Here is an 18,655-nt window from a genome sequence, read left to right as displayed (position 1 = left end):
TACGCCACTGACCAGCAAATCTTTACCAATCAACACCCTTGAGCGCTTTCACCCCAGATTCAAAAGCATGCTTGACGTTTTTCACTTCTGAAACAGTATCGGCCATTTCGATCAACGTACGATGCGCGCCGCGACCTGTGATGACAACAGATTGCATCTTTGGTCAGTTGTTCAATGTTTCGACGATTTCATCAAGATCACATCGATAGAGCTTATTGTTTTTTATGCCACATATTTTACATGTGGCATAAAAATGACAAGCAGTTTGCGATCAAAAATGAAGTATCTTGCAACTGATATATTTGTCATAGGCATACTTTAAAGAGGTCATTCGAATACGTTTCTTACCATTATTCTCTTTCGTCATAACTACCTGTAATTTAGCCACCAACAGAAAGTCATTATAGATCATAGTGTTGTTATGAAAGAAAAGACAGTTTCGTATTACAACAACCAGATAACAGGTATGCCTTATGGAGCTCTATCGAAAGCAGAAGCAACGCATGAGCTAGGCCGATTTGTTGAAACCATGTCTAAGAGTAAGTTGCGACAAAATTTAAACTTGTCGTCCTTCATACATTGGATCAAACCAGCTGTTCTCCATCGGCAATATAAGTTCCTTAAGCTAACTAGTGATGTTGAATATACCGGATATGTATTATGGGCATGGGTGGATGACTCGACTTTGACAAAGTACATGACTCAGCCTCGATTCTTTTTAAAACCAATGCACTGGAATGAAGGTAATAACTTAATAATTGTCGATTGGTTTGTTGAAAAAAACAAGAATAGCCAATTAAGAGAATTATATAGATACATTACTTCATCCACAGATATTAATAGAAGTGCGGTCAATATTTGTATTCGAGACGATCAAGGTCGGATTGTTAGAACAAATAAGCGGAGTATTTATGGGTACTGAACTACTAAAAACGCACAAGCTAGTTGGAGTAGATAACACCCCGTGCATAGGAAATTTATTACCAGAGGAATCTTTTGTCTCTTTTGATGCTTATAAATTGTCAGGAACAGAGGTTGTCTGGATTAATAAAAAACTTCTTCAAGATTATGGAATTAACGGCGACGAGAATTTAATTAAAAATGAGTTAGTTAAAAATTTTAGCTATGTTTCCAAAGATTATGCTAAGAAGGATCGGATTAATATAAATGATAAGAAACAATTCATGGCTGATCAATACGGCTCTCGACATGAAGTTTGTAATGGAGGCAGTGCTAGATGTGGAATAAATGGTAATTTTCAGGTCAAAGGTATTGGACGAAATCCACTAATCTCTCAAAATGTTTCTGAAAGCCACTCTCATGGAAAGTTATTTATCGACGAAGCCATTAGCGAAGCTATATGGGGTGAGATCTGTCACAAACATTTACCATATGGAGCAATACGTACATTAGCCATTATTAAAACCAATACCAAACATGCTTTTACGTATCAAGATGGTACTCCAAATAAGCACTGTGCACTAGCAATCAGAGAAATGTCAGTTCGTCCGGCACATTTTGAACGATGCACATTTTTTTGGCCAGAGGAGAGTTACAGCTTCCTGCGTGATAATGATGCTAACCGTGTAAGGAAAGCAGTACCGTATCTCTCTAAATTGTTAGGTGGGATGGAGGATATCCCTCTTGGTGAAGTTCTAAACGAATTGATAAACCGCCTTGCTTCTCAGGTCGCTGCGTCGAGAGTAAAAGGAATTCCACATGGCTCACTAACGAGTTCAAATATATCGATAGATGGTAGGTTTTTGGACTTTGGAACGATAACAGCGGTTCCAGACTTTGGAAACTACGTACTGGCTAATGGAGTGGGTGCCGTATGGGATGACCACGAACTAATCGAATCTTGGCTAGAAAATTTGTTTGATACAGTTAATCACTATTCAAAAGGTGAACTTACTCCAAATCAAATTAAAGACTTATCGTATGGTTTCTCAAAAGCACTTTGTGACTATGAAAATCGGTATTTATTAGATGAATTAGGAATCGAGGATCACTCCGAGAGGAATTTGCAAAGTGCAAATACTTTAAAGGAGCGACTAAAGGGAGATGAAAGGAAATTTATTACTCGATTCAATGATAATGAGTTTCGACAGAAAGTTTTAGTTGAGTCAAAAAAATTAGGTTTCAATATTAGCCATACAAAATTTCCTTTAAGAGAAGGAAAGTATTCAGCATTTAATATGCATCAAAATCACCTACATAAAAAATATGATTATAAATCTATTAGTTGTCTTATTAATAGTTATTTATCATAAGTGGAATAATTATGATTGATGTGATCGAAATGATATTAATTTCTACGTCCCTATTGTCATTTATTACAACTCTTGTTTTATTTGGTTGTTATAAACTGAGAAAGTCTAAGTGTAAAAATGATAACGACCCAGAAGTTTCCGTATTTCTGCCTTTTTACAACGAAAATGAAGAGCATTTAATATGTGCACTGAACAAGCTAAATGAGCAAAACTATTCAAGTCGACTTCAGGTTATTGTTATTGATGATGGTTCTACAAACGATGCAATAAGTAGGGTTAAAGCGTGGATTACTAGCACCGAGATAAACCACGACTTCCAAATTGTAGAAAGGGCAGTAAATGGTGGTAGAAAAGGTTTCGCCTTAGATCATGTCCTTCATCTTGGCGTTGCAACTGGGGATGTTTACGTCGTGGTAGATAGCGATACTTATATCGAACCCAATGGCATCTATGAGCTGGTCGCGAAGCTTTGGTCTGATGAAAAATACGCTGCAGTTTGTGGGTATATCACACCAGAGAACCATGAAGTCAGTTTTATAGGTAAATTGCAACACTATGAACATATTAGCTTTTATGGTGCGATAAGAGCCGCGCAAGACAAACTTGGTTGTGTTCCAGTATTAGCTGGCGCGTTTGTAGCCCACCGAGCTTCAGTTGTGAAAAAGCTAGGGGGATGGAGCGAGTGGTTAGTCGAAGATATCGCTTGGTGCTGGAAGGCCATTTCTAACGGCTATCGAACAGGATATGCACCTAAGGCAAAGGCAACAACACAATGCCCTACCGATGCTAAAGGGTTGTTTAATCAACGCAGGCGATGGGCGCGAGGTCGGGTGGAAGCCTATACGGAAGCATGGAAAACTCATTGGAGCGCGGGTTTGTGTGCATCTCCTTGGTTTTTACTTACGGCGGCACAGTATATATTCCCATCTAGCATTATTTTGTTTGTATTTATGGTTGCGACAGGTATTTGGGTTCCGATTGCTATAGGTACTTTAAATATTATGTTTTATTTTTTACTTGTTAATTCATATGTAAGAGATTTTGATCTTTCGGATGATTTATCAAACCAGCAAGTTATTAAAGCGCCAATATATTCAGCCTTATTAGAGTCAATTACGTGGATACCTAATTTACTCGGATATTCAGATGAAATCCTAGGCAAGAAGAAAGGATGGCTAACAAGATAGATTCTATGAGCACAGTACTCTTTTACTGTAAAAAATATAAGGAAATAACTTATGTATAACTTAAGCGTTGATGAGATTTCAATGGTTGATGGTGGTGGTGATGGTAGTGTAGGGACTATTATAGGCAATATCGGCTGTGGAATAGCAGGGACAGTAGTTGGTGCAGCTACGAGAAATGTGATAGTAGGGACTGCTTCCGGTATTTTGTGTTCCCAAATGGTCAGTAATAGTGCTAACGGCAACAGTGGAAGCAATGGTCGGGGTGGTAGCATGAGTATGAGCAATGTTCAAGGTAATGCAGGCTTCGCAGGTGGTCGAGGGTTGTAACCTATAAATATCCCCACCGACATATTGTGGGGATAATTTATAGAGACAGTATGAATGCTTTCCTAATTGTAATGTTGAACATCTAAATGATAGTTACTTAGATATAAAACATCCTTCACGACGAGAATTAAGGAGGGATGATAGGAATGAATGCAATGAAAAAATGCCCTTCATGTAAAAATAACGTTAATCTTTTTCGACTGTTAACTGGTTTAAAATTGAATAGACCTTTTAAGTGTTCCAACTGTGGTTTGAGATTAAGTATTTCTAAATGGTTTTATTTATATTTTATGCTGCCCCCATTTATTGTTTTGCTATTAAATGACTATACTAATCTAGATTGGTTATCTGTAACTATAGCCTCCTTTGTATTATCGATGGTTGCCGCATATTTATCGTTAGCTTTATCTATTGTTTCAAAATGAAGTTTTGAGGGAAGTGATGTGTAGTTATAGTTATTTATATAACAAAAGGGTTAGAAAGGGTTTTTATATAAACTGGGCTTTGATGAATACTTGTAATTATAAGTGTCGTTATTGTCACTCAGATTTGAATGGGGGAACTATTAAGGCTCCTAGTTATCAAGCTGTACTAGGTTTTGTTAAGCATATACTTGATAGTATAGAAGATCCCAATGATAAACCATATTTTGAGTTCGGTGGGGGGGAAGTAACACTTCTAAGCTATTTTAGCGATTTATTACAGTATATTTCATGGGGAGGAGGGGATGTAACAATTGTGTCTAACGGATCAAAAAAAGTTTCTTGGTGGCGAGACAATGCTGAGTACTTATCGGGCGTGAGCCTTAGTTATCATATTAACGATATCAAAAGCGAATCCCATTTTGTTGCGGTATCCAAAGTTCTTGAGGCATCTCAAAATACACGCTTCCATGTCAATATCATGATGATTCCAGAGCGTTTCGATGACTGCTTAGAGTTTGCAAATAGGCTAAAACAAGAAGTTCGTTGCTCTATTGCTCTCCAGCCACTTTTTGAAGGCTTCGGCAATGGTGGAATTACTAAGAAGTATTCGTATACCCCTGAACAAGAACAGATAATGAAAGACTTTCGTGGTAGGCCGGAACTTAAAACACTACCCCCGTCAATGGCTGAACTAGAAGTTAAATATATTGATGGTACAGCTAGGAATTTGTCTACCTTTGACCTAATCGCTAATAATCAAACCAACTTTGTTGGGTGGGATTGCTATGCTGGTATTGATAGTTTAGTCGTGACGTTTAGCGGAGATATTTATCGCTCTTGGTGTATGCAAGATAGACCTATTGGTTCTATTTATGACGAAAATTTTGAACTTCCCGATACTCCAACCAAGTGTAGAACTAAGATTTGCCAATGTGGTGTAGACCTGTCGGCTACAAAGGTGAATACAAAGTTAATTTCACATAAGCAACAAGAAATTTCAGTAACGCAGGTTTAGCCTTATTTGTTTCGGGAAAGGATTACCAGTGTTAGCAAGAGCCAAGCATTTATACCGGCCAGAGTATTTTGAGGCGCAAAGATCAGACAATCAAGGTTCAATTTTAATTGATGCTTCAGTTAGTCAGAACTTGTTTGTTGGCTCATCTGTATTCGTTTTATTGACGATCATTTTTTTCGTTGTTTTTGCTGAATATACTCGGAGAGATACACTGACTGGAGTGGTAAGCCCTACGGGCGGTATTGTTAAGATACAGTCTAACGATGAAGGGTATGCCGAAAATGTATTTGTTACTGAAGGCCAGAAAGTTCTCGCTGGAGAAGCGTTGTACGAGATAAAAACAGAGCGATATGATGAGTTTGGCCAAGGTGTAAAAAAGCGCATTGTTAGTACCATTGAAAATCAAATCACCTTGCTAAATGAACGTCGAAATAAAGAAGTAGAAAAATCCCAACATCAACGAGAAGTCATTGAGGATGACCTAGTGCGCCTGTCAGAAGAAGAAAGCATACTGAAAGTTGTCGTTGATTTATCTGAACAAGAACTAAGCCTTGCACAAAGCCTAGTTGATAAGCAACAAGTGTTAGCCAACAAACAATTCATCTCTTCTATTGAGCTTCAAAAACAAAGGCTTGAGCTAATAACACTAGAGGCTAAGGTACAAACTCAACGTCTTAGTTTACAGCGCTTGGTCAGAGAAAAAGCTAAGCTGGAAGAATCGAAAGATACCCTCCAATTGGAACTTGATATTGCCCTACAGGAAATAGACGGCCAGCTTCAGCAAATTACTCAAAACAAAATAGAATACTTTTATCAGACAGACACTCAGGTTGTGTCACCGATAGACGGTGTCGTCGCGTCAATCTTCGTCAAGGAAGGCCATTCAGTTAATAAAGGTCAGCCTTTACTTGTTGTTATTCCAGAGGGTGAAGACCCAGTCGTTGTTGAGCTTTATGCCCCCAGTCGTAGCATTGGTTTTATTGAAGAAGGTCAGGATGTTCGCTTACGGTTTGACGCGTTCCCTTATGAAAAATTTGGTGTTCAGCAAGGCGTTATCGCATCTATATCAAAATCTGCAGTCTCCGCGGAGATGTTACCAAATAGTCCACTAATACAAAGTCAGCTTTCTCGTACTCTTGGTGGTGTTGGTTTGTACCAAGTGAGAGTTAAATTAGATAAGCCAACCATCACGGTATATGGGGAGGAGCAAGTATTTGTGTCAGGAATGACGTTAACTGCAGACATTGAATTGGATACACGTAAGGTCTACGAGTGGCTTTTAGAGCCTTTGTACACGATTAATGGGCGAATATAGCGATGCATGCAGATGGTCTAATAGGTTGGGGGTGGGGAAAGAAACTCCCATTGATCCGACAGACTGAAAAGGCGGAATGTGGTATTGCTTGCTTGGCGATGGTTGCCGATTGGTATGGTTACAAAACCGATCTTAGGTCATTGAGGGTAAAATGCGGCATTACCCAGCATGGGATGTCGTTTGCCCGGCTAATTGAATGTGCTTCTCTTCTCAAGCTTTCTGGCCGAGCGGTGCGCTTGGACCTGCATGAATTAGAACAGTTAGCCACACCTTGTATTTTGCACTGGAATCTAAATCATTTTGTTGTGTTAAAGAAAGTGAGTGGGAGGAGAATTGAAATTCATGATCCTGCAAATGGAGCATTGACACTGAGTTATGATGAGGTGAACAAACATTTTACAGGTATTGCTCTAGAGTTAACACCCACTCATGACTTTGAAGAAAAAGTCGAAAGCAAAGCCGTTCGGCTATCAACCCTTATTGGTAAAACAGTTGGCCTAAAAGGGGCACTAGGGCGAATTTTTGTTTTTGCATTGGTATTGGAGGTATTAGCCCTTACGTTACCTATCTTCAATCAAATCGTGATTGATGAAGTGTTGGTTGGGTATGACAAAAATCTACTTGTACTCGTCATTGGAGCCATCCTTATGATAACGGCGACTCAAACCTTAATCGGTCTCGCCCAGCAATGGGCGACAATCAAGCTTTCAGTAAATTTTAATATGCAGTGGGCTGCGAATGTTTTCCATCATTTGTTCCGATTACCGATAGATTGGTTTGAAAAAAGGGATATAGGGAGTATTAATGCTAAATTTTCTGCTGTAAATGTCATTCAGCAGACGTTAACAACCAGTGTAATTCAAGCTCTACTCGACTTAGTATTAGTCGTTGGCACGCTGTCGGTTATGTTGGTTTATAGTCCTCAACTCTCATTCATTGCCATCGCTGCTGCGTTGGGCTACATCGCTCTCAGGTTGGCATGGTTTGGTGCGTTTAAACGCGCTGAAGAAAATACTTGGGAAGCTAGTACTCAAGAAGAAAGCTATTTCATTGAGACTGTTCGCGGTGTATTAAGTTTGCGAGTAAATGGGACGCTACCTTGGCGAGAGTCGTCATGGAGAAACCTTAACATTAATCGCAGAAATGCGCAGCTATACGAGCAAAAGCTAGGAATGATCTACAACACAATGAATGTGAGCATTGTTAGCCTTGTATCTGCGAGTGTTCTTTGGTTTGGTGCGAATTTGGTGTTAGATGGACTCTTTACTATCGGTATGTTAATGGCGTTCCTGTCTTATCAAGGGCGCTTTTCGGCCAGCATTAGCTCCCTAATAGATAAGTATTTCGAGTTTAAGATGTTATCCGTGTATAACGAGCGTCTTGCAGATATTGTCTTAACGGAAAAGGAAACAGATAGCGCTCCAGATGTTACGGAACTACCTAGTGTGATTAATGACCAGAATGAGAGTGCCATCGAGTTCGACGATGTATACTTTTCCTATGGGAAAGACCTGCCCCCTATTCTTAGTGGTGCTAGCTTTAGTATCAAAAACGACGAAATTGTTGCGTTAGTCGGGCCATCTGGTTGCGGTAAATCTACGATCTCTAAGCTTCTATTAGGCATATACTCAGTCACATCTGGAGACATTTGCTATTTTGGTAATAGATCGACAGCTTCTAAATCACTTAGAGCTCAAGTCGGAGCAGTATTACAAGAAGATCAGCTATTTAGTGGTTCGATTATCGAGAATATTACGTTCTTTTCAGGCGATCTAGATGAAGAGTGGCTCGTTGAGTGTGCTCGAAGGGCAGGTGTTCATGATGATATTGAACGTCTAAATATGGGGTATCACACACTGGTTGGTGAAATGGGCTCCAGTCTCTCCGGAGGTCAAAAGCAAAGAATCCTTATCGCGCGAGCTTTGTACAAGAAACCTAAATTTTTGGTGTTGGATGAAGCCACAAGTAGTTTAGACATCTATACCGAGTCGTTTGTCTGTCAGATGTTTAAAGAAATTAATATTCCCATCCTGATGATCGCTCATCGCCCAGAAACCATAGCATCGGCCGATCGAGTTTTACTTATGGACGGAGGGGTAGTCCAGGAGATACCTAATAATTTTAGGCAGGAGGGTTCAAATGTATCACTCTGAACGCATACTGTGTCCGGATAAGCATTCTGGATTGTCAGGGACTGAATTGATGCAACAGTTTGGGGAGTACTGTGGTGTAGATAATTGGGTGACATTTTCGGGCTGTCCATCAGTGACGCTAACTAAAGTTGGAACAGATAGTTTTGGTAACCACCCCAAAACCAATGAAGTTATTTGTATCGGTTCTAGCTGTTATATTGAGTCCACTCATCTTCCTGCATTTCCTTCGGGAATAACAAAGTTAACTAGTGTATCTATTAAAAACCGTCCATTTGGAAAAATTGAAATCGGGAACAGCTGTGTTCTCCAAGGTACTTCTATCTGTTCTTATCAAGAGATAAAGATAGGGAACAATGTCATTTTTGGCCCTAATGTAGTCATTATGGATTGCAGTGGTCATTCTTTGGCTAATCGAGGTCACGCGAATGAGCTAGATAGCCTAGAAGCTAAGCCTGTTACGATAGGTAACGACGTCTGGGTTGGATACGGGTGCATTATTTTACCTGGCGTCCATATTGGTGATGGGGCAGTTATCGGAGCAGGTAGTGTTGTCACGAAAAGCATCCCTTCCTACTGTCTGGCGGCGGGCAATCCATGTAATATCAAGAGAAAGAACTTACAGGGTCAAAGCACTGAGCGATAGTCATTGTCAGTGCTGTCATTCGTGTTGTTGTTTGTAATGATAGTGGGCAGCCTAGACTACCAATCAACACCCTTGAGTGCTTTCACTCCAGATTCAAAAGCATGCTTGACGTTTTTCACTTCTGAAACAGTATCGGCCATTTCGATCAACGTACGATGCGCGCCGCGACCAGTGATGACAACAGATTGCATCTTTGGTCGGTTGTGCAATGCTTCTACGACTTCATCAAGTTCAATGTAGCCGTAGCTGATCATGTAGGTTAATTCATCAAACAGAATCACGTCGATAGACTCATCGCTCAACATTCGCTTACATTCTTGCCAAACTTTCTGCGCGGCTTCGGTGTCGGTGGCTTTATTCTGAGTTTCCCAAGTAAAGCCAGTCGCCATGACTTGGAATTCTACTCCGAGTTTTTCTAGCAAGTTACGCTCACCGTTGTCCCACGTTCCTTTAATGAACTGGGCGACTGAGCATTTGAAGCCATGGCCAACAGCGCGCGCGATAGTGCCAAACCCTGAAGTGGATTTACCTTTACCGTTACCAGTTATGACCAGTAGCAGGCCTTTTTCTTCCTGAGCAGCAGCAACTTTAGCGTCGATTTGCTCTTTCACTTTTTGCTGACGCGCTTGATGGCGTTCTTGCTTTGAATTTTGATCAGGCATGAATGCTTCCTTAAGTGTATTTGGCCTTATCATAACCAAAAAAATTGCTGGTAAATACCAGCAATCGTTGTGTCATTTCAAGTGCCTACCACCATCGAGATAGATGTTCCTGCCAGTCATGTATTCGCTAGACATGATAAACCGAATCGCTTCTATCACTTCTTCAAAACCTGCTTCATGGGGTATAAGCGCTTTGGTCAGAGCCTTTTGCTTGTACGCATCATCATCATGATCATTAAACTTAAGAAGGGCTGGAGAAACGGTGTTCACTTTAACCTTTGGCGCTAACATAGCTGAGAACGAGAGCGTAAGATTGTTAAGCGCAGCTTTACTGGCTGCATAGGCTGCATGCTTTTTACTGCCTTTTTCAGCAACATAGTCACTAATGTGAATAATATCGCTGGTGCCAGAGCCCTTGGAGAGTAATCCTTGTAGTGCCAAGTTCATCTGGTATGGTGTGCTCACATGAACCGCCATCATTTTTTGCAACACCTGAGCGTGATTGTTGGACCCTGCAGGCTCATCCGGGCTCCAGTCTGAAGCATTATGAATAACCGCCCGCAGCTCAGAGTACTCAAGATTGAGATATTGGATAAAAGCATCGAGGCTTGCAGGCTGATAGAAATCAACTTGATGCAAGTCAGCTCCTTGTGCCTGTAAAGTTTCAAGTTCTGGGTATGCGGTGCGATAAGTACCGATCACTCTATAATCTTGAGCGAGAAAATCTTTCGCCAATGCTAATCCCAGTCTTTTACCAACACCTGTTATTACCACCGCTCCTTTCATCCTAGAAACTCCGCGCGGGTCTGAGGGTTGGTTTTGAAGATGCCACCCAGTGCAGTAGTCGATGTCTCTGAGCTAGTATCCATGACACCTCGAGATTTAACGCAGTAGTGAGTGGCTTTTATAGACACTGCGACATTTTCAGTTTCCGTCAGGGTTTGAATCGCCACTAAGATTTGTTGAGTGAGGCGCTCTTGTACCTGTGGTCGCTGTGCAAAGAAGCGTACAATGCGATTTATTTTCGACAAACCAATGATTTTGTTCGACGGAATGTAAGCGACTTGAGCTAGGCCATCAATAGTGATGAAGTGATGCTCACAGGTCGACGTGATGTTCACATCCGATACTTTGACCATTTCATCAACGGCCATTTTGTTTTCAATCACACTGATTTTTGGAAAGTTCTGGTAATCCAGACCAGAGAAAATCTCATGCACGTACATTTTTGAAATACGATGAGGTGTTTCAGCCAAGCTATCGTCGGTAAGATCCAGTCCTAATGTGCTAATGACTTCGGTGAGTAGACCTCGAATACGTTGATATTTCTCATCTGCCGTCATTTCAGAGGGAACGAGTGGCGTTTCCAATCCACGTGCGATTAATGCTTCTTGTACTTTTTGAGCTTCTGGTGAAATCATGCCTTGTCTCCTGTTTCTGCCGTGTAGTTCAAAGTGAGAGAAACAGAGTCTGCAAATCTCAGAGCATGAGGTTTATCAATCTTAACTTGAGCATAAGAGACCCAAGGATGATCGATACAGATGCCGAGAACGTCGCTGGTGAGTTTTTCTAACAGTAAGAACCTGCCATTTTCGACATAGTTAATGATTCCTTTACAGATGGTTTTGTAATTCAAGGCATTATCAATATTGTCTTCTAAACAAAGTTTATTAGCTGGGTAGTGGATTTCTGCGTTGATAATGATGTCTTGCTGCTTCTTTTTTTCCTCTTCGTTGAAACCGATGTAGGTACGAAGTCTGAGGTTAGTAATTGTTATTATTGCGTTGTGATTCATCATATTTTCCTAATTTAGGACCGTATCAACCTTTACGTAATAGCCGCTTGCTGAGATCAATTTGCATATAGCGGTAAGAGGGAAGACTGATTGAGATAGGAAGGATGAGCAGATTAAGGCCAAGTGAAATCGGTCACGGTGACATGCTGACTGCTTTTGTCGTATTCACTCCAAAGTTGCTCGTATGTCTTTGTTGTTAGTGGATGAGTTTCGTGTGGAATAATGTCTGCTAGCGGGCGAAGCACAAACGCGTTTTCGGTGATTTCGCCTCGAGGGAGCTCAACACCATCAATGATTCCGACTAGATCATCGAAAGTGAGTATGTCGAGGTCTAGTGTTCTTGAAGCGAATTTTTCTCCACTTCTAACGCGATCACTTTCATCTTCGATTTGTCTAAGTAATGTTGCTAGGTCACTTACGGATTGAGAGCACTCAAACCCCACTACCAAGTTTAGAAAGTTTTCACCCTCAAAGCCAACAGGTACACAGTCATAAGATTTAGATACGGTCAGAGGCGCGAAAAAGTGATCAAGTGCGTTCAACGCTTTGTAAACGTAAAACTCTCTGTCGATGTTGCTGCCAATGCTGACAGTTACGTGATGCATTGTCGTAGGCTTCCCTATGTCTCTTCTCAAACGGTGCCAACCAAAGTTTGTTTTTGGTTAACGCACCCTTGCCTTACTACTTGAATTACGTCCTTAAGTTACGTGAAGTGGGGCAGAAAGGATCATGAATTGATTGGTATTCGACATATGCAAAAATAGAGTTTTGAGATCTGCACTTTACTGGTAATAACTTGAGAAGGTGTTTTAATATTAAATTATGTGAATATTGAGTACGGGATTTGGCAGCGTTATAGGTTTAAAGCTATGAATAATATAAAGAAACCATCAATACTTGTGGTATGCATGGGAAACATTTGCCGTTCTCCCACGGGAGAGGCAATTCTGCGCGCGAAAGCAGAGCAAATGGGCGTGGATGTCGAAGTGGATTCCGCGGGTACGATTGGCTACCACCAAGGTAACCCAACAGATCCTCGCTCGAAAGCCGCGGGTGAACAACGAGGTTACTCATTCAAAGGGATTCGTTCTCGCAAAGTTGTTGATAGCGACTTTGAGCACTTTGACCTGATTTTAGCGGCTGATCGAGACAATTTAGCTGACTTGAAAGCACAATGCCCATCTCAGTATCAAGAGAAGCTCAGGCTGTTTCTTAGCTTTGGAGAAGCGTGTGAAGAGGAAATTCCAGATCCCTACTACGGCGGTGATAAGGGGTTTGAGTTGGTGTTGGATTTGATCGAAGAAGCATCAGAAAAACTTCTTCGATCTCTTTAGCTTAGGCGGCCATCACTCGGCCGCTGAAATAATCGTTTGAAACAATGTATTCCGTATTGCGGATCAGCTCATCGTGGATTTTAGCCCAGTGGGTTTCTTCTTGTTCGTAGCAAGGGACCACACCACCGACTCGAATATTAAACGGTGTCAGTTCTTTTGCCCAGCTCTGGGTAAATCCGGCAACCATAGAAGTCGCGTTTTCAAATCCGGATAAATCATGGTAATCCGCGTGAGCAATCACATTCACAATCACACCGTTTTTCTTATCCTGACGCATTTTTTCTGCTGTAGCCTGGCCAAAACTAAACAATGTCGCGGCCATTAGTGATAAGTGCTGCGTAAAGACATCTCCCGCTCGATCATCAAAAAACTTGGGCATAGCCTGACTGGTCAAGGCATTGATCAAAACATCCGGTGATTGATGAACCGATTGATCAATAAATCCGAAAAGAGAGTGGATAGAGTCCACTGAATGATCCGGCAAAGCGTATTGATATATATCTGGTGAAATGGCTTTGCAACGGACAAAAGTTTCATTCAATTGAGCCGCGCTTTTATCGCAAAGAACAACGGTGGCACCCAGTGAAGCAAAGTGCGTAGCGAGCGTACTACCAAGCTGTGAGCCTGCCGAAGTGATTAAAATCACGGCACTTTTTATATCCATATAGTGAGCCTCCGTCCATAGCTAAAAAGGTTGTCCACATAGCATGGTAGATTAGTTGTTGCTTAAGTGTGAATAAGCTCAAATAACTTGTGCATATCTTGTGCTTGGGGTAAATAATTTGCACTCATTCACATTTATAAGTGATTGATTGAATATAAAGGAAAATCGAAGACAGGATTGTGTGATCTCGATTGATCTTCAAACTTGCGTTTGGATCTGGAAGGTTCGCTGGGCTTTGATCAGCTGATTGTAGAGATCGATAGGTATCAGTTCCTTGGCGTCTTTTTCGCCTAACTGGCGGCGTTGATGGCCAGATAAATTATTGTAAATCTCTTCAGGAAGGTTGTGAGTATCTTCTGGCATGTATGTCAGAACTTCAGGGTGAAGGTAGTGAGTCAGTTTGGCACTTGGTAAGCCTGCGCGATGAAACATATCGGCTTGCATCGCCGAGATAGGGTAGGAGTCCTGATCAGAACGAATTTGCTGGGGAGGTTGCAGTTCGAATCGGCGCCTCAAAGCTTCTTCAGTTGCGTCCTGCTCGTTTACCTTCTCGATGGGGGTGTTATCGCGAACGTCATCAGAAAACATCGACAGAATCAAAGCGAAGTCGGCACGACGCCCTTCGTGAACAGCATGGTTAATCCCCTTGCCGAACTGAAGTTCGTTAATAATACCCGCTTTATCTAAGGTGTGAATCTGAGTTTGCATGTTACCTCGCTTGATGCCTATGTAGCGGCAACATCGAGGTGAACTTTAGGGGAAATGACTGACTAGAAAAGAAAAAAGCCAGCTAAGTGCTGGCTTTTTAAGCGACTAAATTTTAAATCCTATAGGGGAGGATTATTTAGCTAGGTTTTCTGCTACGAAGTCCCAGTTAACTAGCGCCCAGAAACCATTCATGTAGTCTGGACGAACGTTACGGTAATCGATGTAGTAAGCGTGTTCCCATAGGTCAACAGTAAGAAGTGGAGTTGTACCTTCTTCTGTTAGAGGAGTCGCTGCGTTAGAAGTGTTAACGATGTCTAGAGAACCGTCAGCTTTCTTAACTAGCCAAGTCCAAGAAGAACCGAAGTTGTTGATTGCTGAATCAGTGAACTTCGCTTTGAACTCTTCGAAAGAACCGAATGCAGCGTTGATTGCGTCAGCAACTGCGCCTGTTGGTTCACCGCCCGCGTTTGGAGCTAGACAGTGCCAGTAGAACGTGTGGTTCCAGATCTGTGCTGCGTTGTTGAATACGCCACCAGTAGACGTTTTGATGATTTCTTCTAGCGTTTTGCCTTCGAACTCAGTACCTGGGATAAGACCGTTTAGCTTAACTACGTAAGTGTTGTGGTGCTTACCGTGGTGGAAATCTAGAGTCTCTGCTGAGATATGTGGTTCTAGCGCGTCTTTCGCGTAAGGAAGAGCTGGTAGTTCAAATGCCATTGCTCGATTCTCCATTGATATGAAAGAGTTAAACTCTCTCGATTGCTTCCAGTGTTATTTATTATTCATGGCTCGCCACAGGCCAACCATGTCATTCTGCTGACTTGCGTTATAGTCTAACAAGTTTTTACTTTAATAAAAGCGCCTCGACAAATTTCTTTCTTCTATAAAACCATAGATATTATAGGCTTTTTATTCTCCGCCAATGGTTTAAAATGTGTCAATAACTTGCAGTAACTCCATGAAGAGGAAGTAATGGAAACCATCGACAAAATCAAACAGCAAATCGAAGAGAACGCTATCCTTCTTTACATGAAAGGTTCTCCAAAGCTACCTAGCTGCGGCTTCTCATCTCAGGCTTCACAAGCACTAATGGCATGTGGTGAAAAATTCGCTTATGTAGATATCCTACAAAACCCGGATATCCGTGCTGAGCTACCTGCATACGCACAGTGGCCAACATTCCCACAACTTTGGGTTGAAGGTGAGCTGATTGGCGGTTGTGACATTATTATTGAGATGTTCCAGAAAGGTGAACTTCAGCCACTGATTAAAGAAGCAGCTGAACGCGCTGGTGCAGACGAAGAATAATAGAGAAACTACTGTTTAAATTTACAGTTTTTCTTGATTTTTAAGGGCCACATTCGATAATGTGGCCCTTATTGTATCTGCCTGATTAAGTTTTATGTCACGTCTGTTTATTGCTGAAAAACCGAGCTTAGGTCGAGCTATCGCTGCGGCGTTGCCTAATCCGCAAAAGAAAGATCAGGGTTTTATTCGTTGTGGCAATGGCGACGTGGTGACGTGGTGCATTGGTCACTTGCTTGAGCAGGTAGAACCGGATGCTTACGACGATAGATACAAAAAATGGAATCTGGCTGATTTACCAATCGTTCCCGAACACTGGCAACTACGTCCTCGCAAGTCGGCGTCTAAACAGCTGACTGTAGTTAAGAAGTTACTCAAAGAAGCGTCTGAAATCATTCACGCTGGCGACCCGGATCGTGAAGGCCAGTTATTGGTGGATGAAGTGTTGGATTACTGCAAAGTCAGTAAGACGAAAAAAGAAGCCACGCAGCGCTTATTGATTAGCGACCTCAACTTACCAGCGGTCAAACGCGCGCTAAATCAGATGCGCAGTAACCACGAGTTTATTCCTCTTTCGGTTTCCGCTCTTGCTCGCTCCCGAGCTGACTGGTTGTATGGCATGAATATGTCTCGTGCTTATACGCTACTGGGGCAAAAAGCGGGCTATCAAGGGGTGCTGTCAGTCGGCAGGGTTCAGACACCCGTGCTTGGGCTGGTGGTTCGTCGTGATGAAGAGATTGAGAACTTCGTCCCTCGAGACTATTTTACCTTGCATGCATTGATTCCTTATCAGGACGGAAATAGCGCGTTTGATATCCGTGCCCGTTGGAAACCGAGCGACGCGTGTAAGCCTTGGCAAGATGAAGAAGGGCGGGTTCTCAATCGTAAACTGGTCGAGAACGTTGCCAATCGCATTACGAATCAGCCTGCCAAGGTTGTCGAGTCGGAGCAAAAGCAAACCAAGCAATCGGCTCCGTTACCTTATTCTCTCTCTGCGTTACAGATTGACGCTGCCAAGCGTTTTGGCATGAGTGCTCAGCAGGTTCTGGATACCTGCCAATCTTTGTATGAAAAGCACAAGCTCATCACTTACCCTAGGTCGGATTGCCGATACCTGCCGATGGAACATTATGGACAGGCCAAAAGTGTTTGCGATGCGATATCGAACAACTGTAATGAGTTAGGTCAGGCTGTTCATGGCGCTGATTTAAGTCTCAAATCCAAAGCATGGAATGATAAAAAAGTGGACGCGCACCACGCGATCATTCCCACGCCTAAAAAGGCTTCCGTAAATGCACTGTCAGGCAATGAGATGAAAATCTATCAGCAAATTGCTCGCCAGTATCTAATGCAGTTTTATCCAGCCGCGGTTTATGCAGAGGCGAAACTGGTATTTGATATCGCTGGCGGGACTTTTATTGCTAAAGGTCGCCAGCTTGTTTCGGCTGGCTGGAAAGCGTTGATGGGAAAAGTGGATGATGACGACACGGGCGTTGACGCGGTTCCCCCGCTTGATGAGGGCACAGTACTGACTTGTCGTGAAGGCGAGATCAAAGACCGTAAGACTGAGCCACCTAAGCACTTTACTGAAGCGACTTTACTGCAAGCGATGACAGGCATTGCCCGTTTTGTTGAAGACAAAGAGCTGAAAAAGATCCTCAAAGAAACCGATGGCCTAGGTACCGAAGCGACTCGCGCAGGGATTTTGGATACGCTGTTTAAGCGCCAACTGCTGCAACGGCAGGGCAAAACAATCCTCAGTTCACCAGCGGGAAGAGGGCTAGTGCATGCATTGCCTTCCGAGTCGACTTATCCCGATATGACGGCACACTGGGAGCATCAGCTTCAAGGAATGGCTGAACGTAATCAAGCCTACAGCCCATTTATGCAGGCATTGCAAACGCGTATTGATGGTTTAATGCAGCAAGTGAAAGGCGGCGAAGTGCGTGAGTCACTGCGTCATCTACCTAAGGTGGAACGTCCTGCCTTTAAGCGTAAGCGGAGAAGCAGTGCGAAAACTGGTGGTCAGAAACGTGCGACCACGCGCCGTAAGAGCAGTTAATGTTCATTGCCAATAGTTCGTTGATACTCTCTTGGCGTGACGCCAAACCTTTCTCTAAAACGCTGACGAAAGCGTTCTTCTGACTGATAACCGCACATTTGCGCTAACTGGTAGCCATCGTATTGATATTTTTGCATCAATTGCAATGCATGGCTGAGGCGCACCTGTGCTAGTAATTGCCGATATTGACTGCCTTCCTGCTTCAGCTTTCGGATCAGCGTTGCCCGGCTCATACCAAAATGATCGGCGACGCCTTCAAGAGAGTGTTCGTCCGCTGGTGCGATGGAAAGGTATTGGGTAATAGTTTGCGTCAGTGATGCTTGGGAAGAGCGAAAAATCTTATGCAGAGCGCCTTGTTCTGCCAACTGCTGATAAAGCGGCATTATCCAATACTGTTGAGTGCGGGGGCTCATCGCCTTTAGGTTAACCGTTGCAAGTGTATTGAGTGTGTCTCTGATTGGTTTGTCGACTAAGTAGTAAGAGGGACTCGATGAGTGAGCGGCATTTTCGCTCAAATCGAGCATTTCCTGACTAGGTAAATAGTGGAAGCTAAACACTCGTGACAGGAATGGCCCTTTTTCTGGAAGATTGGCAAAGTTCCATGAGCTGGCTGCGCTGCACAATATGAGCGAGTCAGGTGTTAGCGTGACAGACTCTTCCTGCCAGAACAGTCTTTTGTTGCCGGATAAAATCTGGATGATGCTAGGGGAGTGAATCGTCACATTTCTCAAAGCTTGTAAGTGCTGGGCACGAAACTCAGTGATCTGAAATTGGTGGGCCATCACTC

Annotated in this window: 20 protein-coding genes and 1 pseudogene; 11 read left to right on the top strand and 10 right to left on the bottom strand. The window is 42.5% G+C overall.

What is annotated here, in order from left to right; all coding sequences use genetic code 11:
- Positions 1–22: 22 nt before the first annotated feature.
- Positions 23–199: pseudogene (locus QMA41_RS16745) on the bottom strand (cob(I)yrinic acid a,c-diamide adenosyltransferase); the annotation flags it as partial.
- A gap of 222 nt (positions 200–421) precedes the next feature.
- Here QMA41_RS16745 and QMA41_RS16740 point away from each other — a divergent pair.
- The 8 genes from QMA41_RS16740 to QMA41_RS16705 all read left to right on the top strand — a co-directional run bounded on the left by QMA41_RS16740 (position 422) and on the right by QMA41_RS16705 (position 9,338).
- Complete coding sequence (locus QMA41_RS16740; RefSeq protein WP_021458402.1) at positions 422–922, top strand: toxin-activating lysine-acyltransferase; 501 nt, start codon at positions 422–424, stop codon at positions 920–922.
- Positions 912–2,273, top strand: a complete 1,362-nt coding sequence (locus QMA41_RS16735) for a protein adenylyltransferase SelO family protein (RefSeq protein ID WP_281630204.1) — start codon at positions 912–914, stop codon at positions 2,271–2,273. The genes QMA41_RS16740 and QMA41_RS16735 overlap by 11 nt, the downstream gene beginning before the upstream one ends.
- 11 nt (positions 2,274–2,284) lie before the next feature.
- Complete coding sequence (locus QMA41_RS16730; RefSeq protein ID WP_281630203.1) at positions 2,285–3,460, top strand: glycosyltransferase family 2 protein; 1,176 nt, start codon at positions 2,285–2,287, stop codon at positions 3,458–3,460.
- Between the two features lie 51 nt (positions 3,461–3,511).
- Positions 3,512–3,787, top strand: coding sequence for a hypothetical protein (locus QMA41_RS16725; RefSeq protein ID WP_021454904.1), 276 nt, complete (start codon positions 3,512–3,514; stop codon positions 3,785–3,787).
- 507 nt (positions 3,788–4,294) lie between these two features.
- Positions 4,295–5,227, top strand: a complete 933-nt coding sequence (locus QMA41_RS16720; RefSeq protein ID WP_281630202.1) for a radical SAM protein — start codon at positions 4,295–4,297, stop codon at positions 5,225–5,227.
- 28 nt (positions 5,228–5,255) lie between these two features.
- On the top strand, positions 5,256–6,542 hold the full coding sequence (locus tag QMA41_RS16715; protein WP_281630201.1) for an HlyD family efflux transporter periplasmic adaptor subunit: 1,287 nt from the start codon (positions 5,256–5,258) through the stop codon (positions 6,540–6,542).
- 2 nt (positions 6,543–6,544) lie between these two features.
- Complete coding sequence (locus QMA41_RS16710; protein WP_281630200.1) at positions 6,545–8,695, top strand: peptidase domain-containing ABC transporter; 2,151 nt, start codon at positions 6,545–6,547, stop codon at positions 8,693–8,695.
- Entirely contained in the window at positions 8,682–9,338 is a 657-nt protein-coding gene (locus tag QMA41_RS16705; RefSeq protein WP_006962988.1) for a DapH/DapD/GlmU-related protein, read from the top strand. Before QMA41_RS16710 ends, QMA41_RS16705 begins: the two co-directional genes overlap by 14 nt.
- A 56-nt stretch (positions 9,339–9,394) precedes the next feature.
- Here the strand turns inward: QMA41_RS16705 and cobO are convergent, their stop codons facing one another.
- The 5 genes from cobO to folK form a co-directional block, all read right to left on the bottom strand.
- Complete coding sequence (gene cobO, locus QMA41_RS16700; RefSeq protein WP_171352386.1) at positions 9,395–10,000, bottom strand: cob(I)yrinic acid a,c-diamide adenosyltransferase; 606 nt, start codon at positions 9,998–10,000, stop codon at positions 9,395–9,397.
- A 72-nt stretch (positions 10,001–10,072) separates the two neighbouring features.
- Positions 10,073–10,786, bottom strand: coding sequence for a dihydromonapterin reductase (gene folM, locus QMA41_RS16695; RefSeq protein WP_281630199.1), 714 nt, complete (start codon positions 10,784–10,786; stop codon positions 10,073–10,075).
- Positions 10,783–11,421 carry a GTP cyclohydrolase I FolE gene (folE, locus tag QMA41_RS16690; RefSeq protein WP_006962985.1) on the bottom strand — a complete coding sequence of 213 codons (639 nt, stop codon included), beginning with the start codon at positions 11,419–11,421 and terminating at the stop codon, positions 10,783–10,785. The genes folM and folE overlap by 4 nt, the downstream gene beginning before the upstream one ends.
- Positions 11,418–11,795 (bottom strand): dihydroneopterin triphosphate 2'-epimerase, encoded by a 378-nt coding sequence (gene folX / locus QMA41_RS16685; protein WP_281630222.1) that lies wholly within the window; start codon positions 11,793–11,795, stop codon positions 11,418–11,420. Before folX ends, folE begins: the two co-directional genes overlap by 4 nt.
- 113 nt (positions 11,796–11,908) lie before the next feature.
- The gene (gene folK / locus QMA41_RS16680) at positions 11,909–12,400 is read right to left on the bottom strand and encodes a 2-amino-4-hydroxy-6-hydroxymethyldihydropteridine diphosphokinase (protein ID WP_281630198.1); all 492 of its coding nucleotides are present in this window, start codon (positions 12,398–12,400) and stop codon (positions 11,909–11,911) included.
- Positions 12,401–12,673: 273 nt separating this feature from the next.
- Between folK and QMA41_RS16675 the strand changes: the two genes are divergently transcribed.
- Entirely contained in the window at positions 12,674–13,129 is a 456-nt protein-coding gene (locus tag QMA41_RS16675; protein ID WP_281630221.1) for a low molecular weight protein-tyrosine-phosphatase, read from the top strand.
- 1 nt (position 13,130) lies between these two features.
- Here the strand turns inward: QMA41_RS16675 and QMA41_RS16670 are convergent, their stop codons facing one another.
- The 3 genes from QMA41_RS16670 to sodB form a co-directional block, all read right to left on the bottom strand.
- On the bottom strand, positions 13,131–13,793 hold the full coding sequence (locus tag QMA41_RS16670) for an SDR family oxidoreductase (protein WP_006962981.1): 663 nt from the start codon (positions 13,791–13,793) through the stop codon (positions 13,131–13,133).
- Between the two features lie 198 nt (positions 13,794–13,991).
- Positions 13,992–14,501, bottom strand: a complete 510-nt coding sequence (locus tag QMA41_RS16665; protein WP_019276522.1) for a VC2046/SO_2500 family protein — start codon at positions 14,499–14,501, stop codon at positions 13,992–13,994.
- 132 nt (positions 14,502–14,633) lie between these two features.
- The gene (gene sodB / locus QMA41_RS16660; RefSeq protein ID WP_006962979.1) at positions 14,634–15,218 is read right to left on the bottom strand and encodes a superoxide dismutase [Fe]; all 585 of its coding nucleotides are present in this window, start codon (positions 15,216–15,218) and stop codon (positions 14,634–14,636) included.
- Between the two features lie 255 nt (positions 15,219–15,473).
- Here sodB and QMA41_RS16655 point away from each other — a divergent pair, with 255 nt between their 5' ends.
- Together QMA41_RS16655 and QMA41_RS16650 are read left to right on the top strand one after the other, a co-directional pair.
- Complete coding sequence (locus QMA41_RS16655; protein ID WP_006962978.1) at positions 15,474–15,809, top strand: Grx4 family monothiol glutaredoxin; 336 nt, start codon at positions 15,474–15,476, stop codon at positions 15,807–15,809.
- 94 nt (positions 15,810–15,903) lie between these two features.
- The gene (locus QMA41_RS16650; RefSeq protein WP_281630197.1) at positions 15,904–17,868 is read left to right on the top strand and encodes a DNA topoisomerase III; all 1,965 of its coding nucleotides are present in this window, start codon (positions 15,904–15,906) and stop codon (positions 17,866–17,868) included.
- On the opposite strand, the gene QMA41_RS16645 is transcribed toward QMA41_RS16650, so the two are convergent.
- A complete protein-coding gene (locus tag QMA41_RS16645) occupies positions 17,865–18,650 on the bottom strand; it encodes an AraC family transcriptional regulator (RefSeq protein ID WP_281630196.1) in 786 nt (261 codons plus the stop codon). The genes QMA41_RS16650 and QMA41_RS16645 overlap by 4 nt on opposite strands.
- Positions 18,651–18,655 lie beyond the last annotated feature (5 nt).

The sequence above is a fragment of the Vibrio sp. St2 genome (genome assembly GCF_947311885.1).
Classification (GTDB): Bacteria; Pseudomonadota; Gammaproteobacteria; order Enterobacterales; family Vibrionaceae; genus Vibrio; species Vibrio coralliilyticus.
The sequence above is the reverse complement of the archived record's forward strand: the minus strand, read 5'-3'. Positions and strand labels throughout refer to the sequence as shown.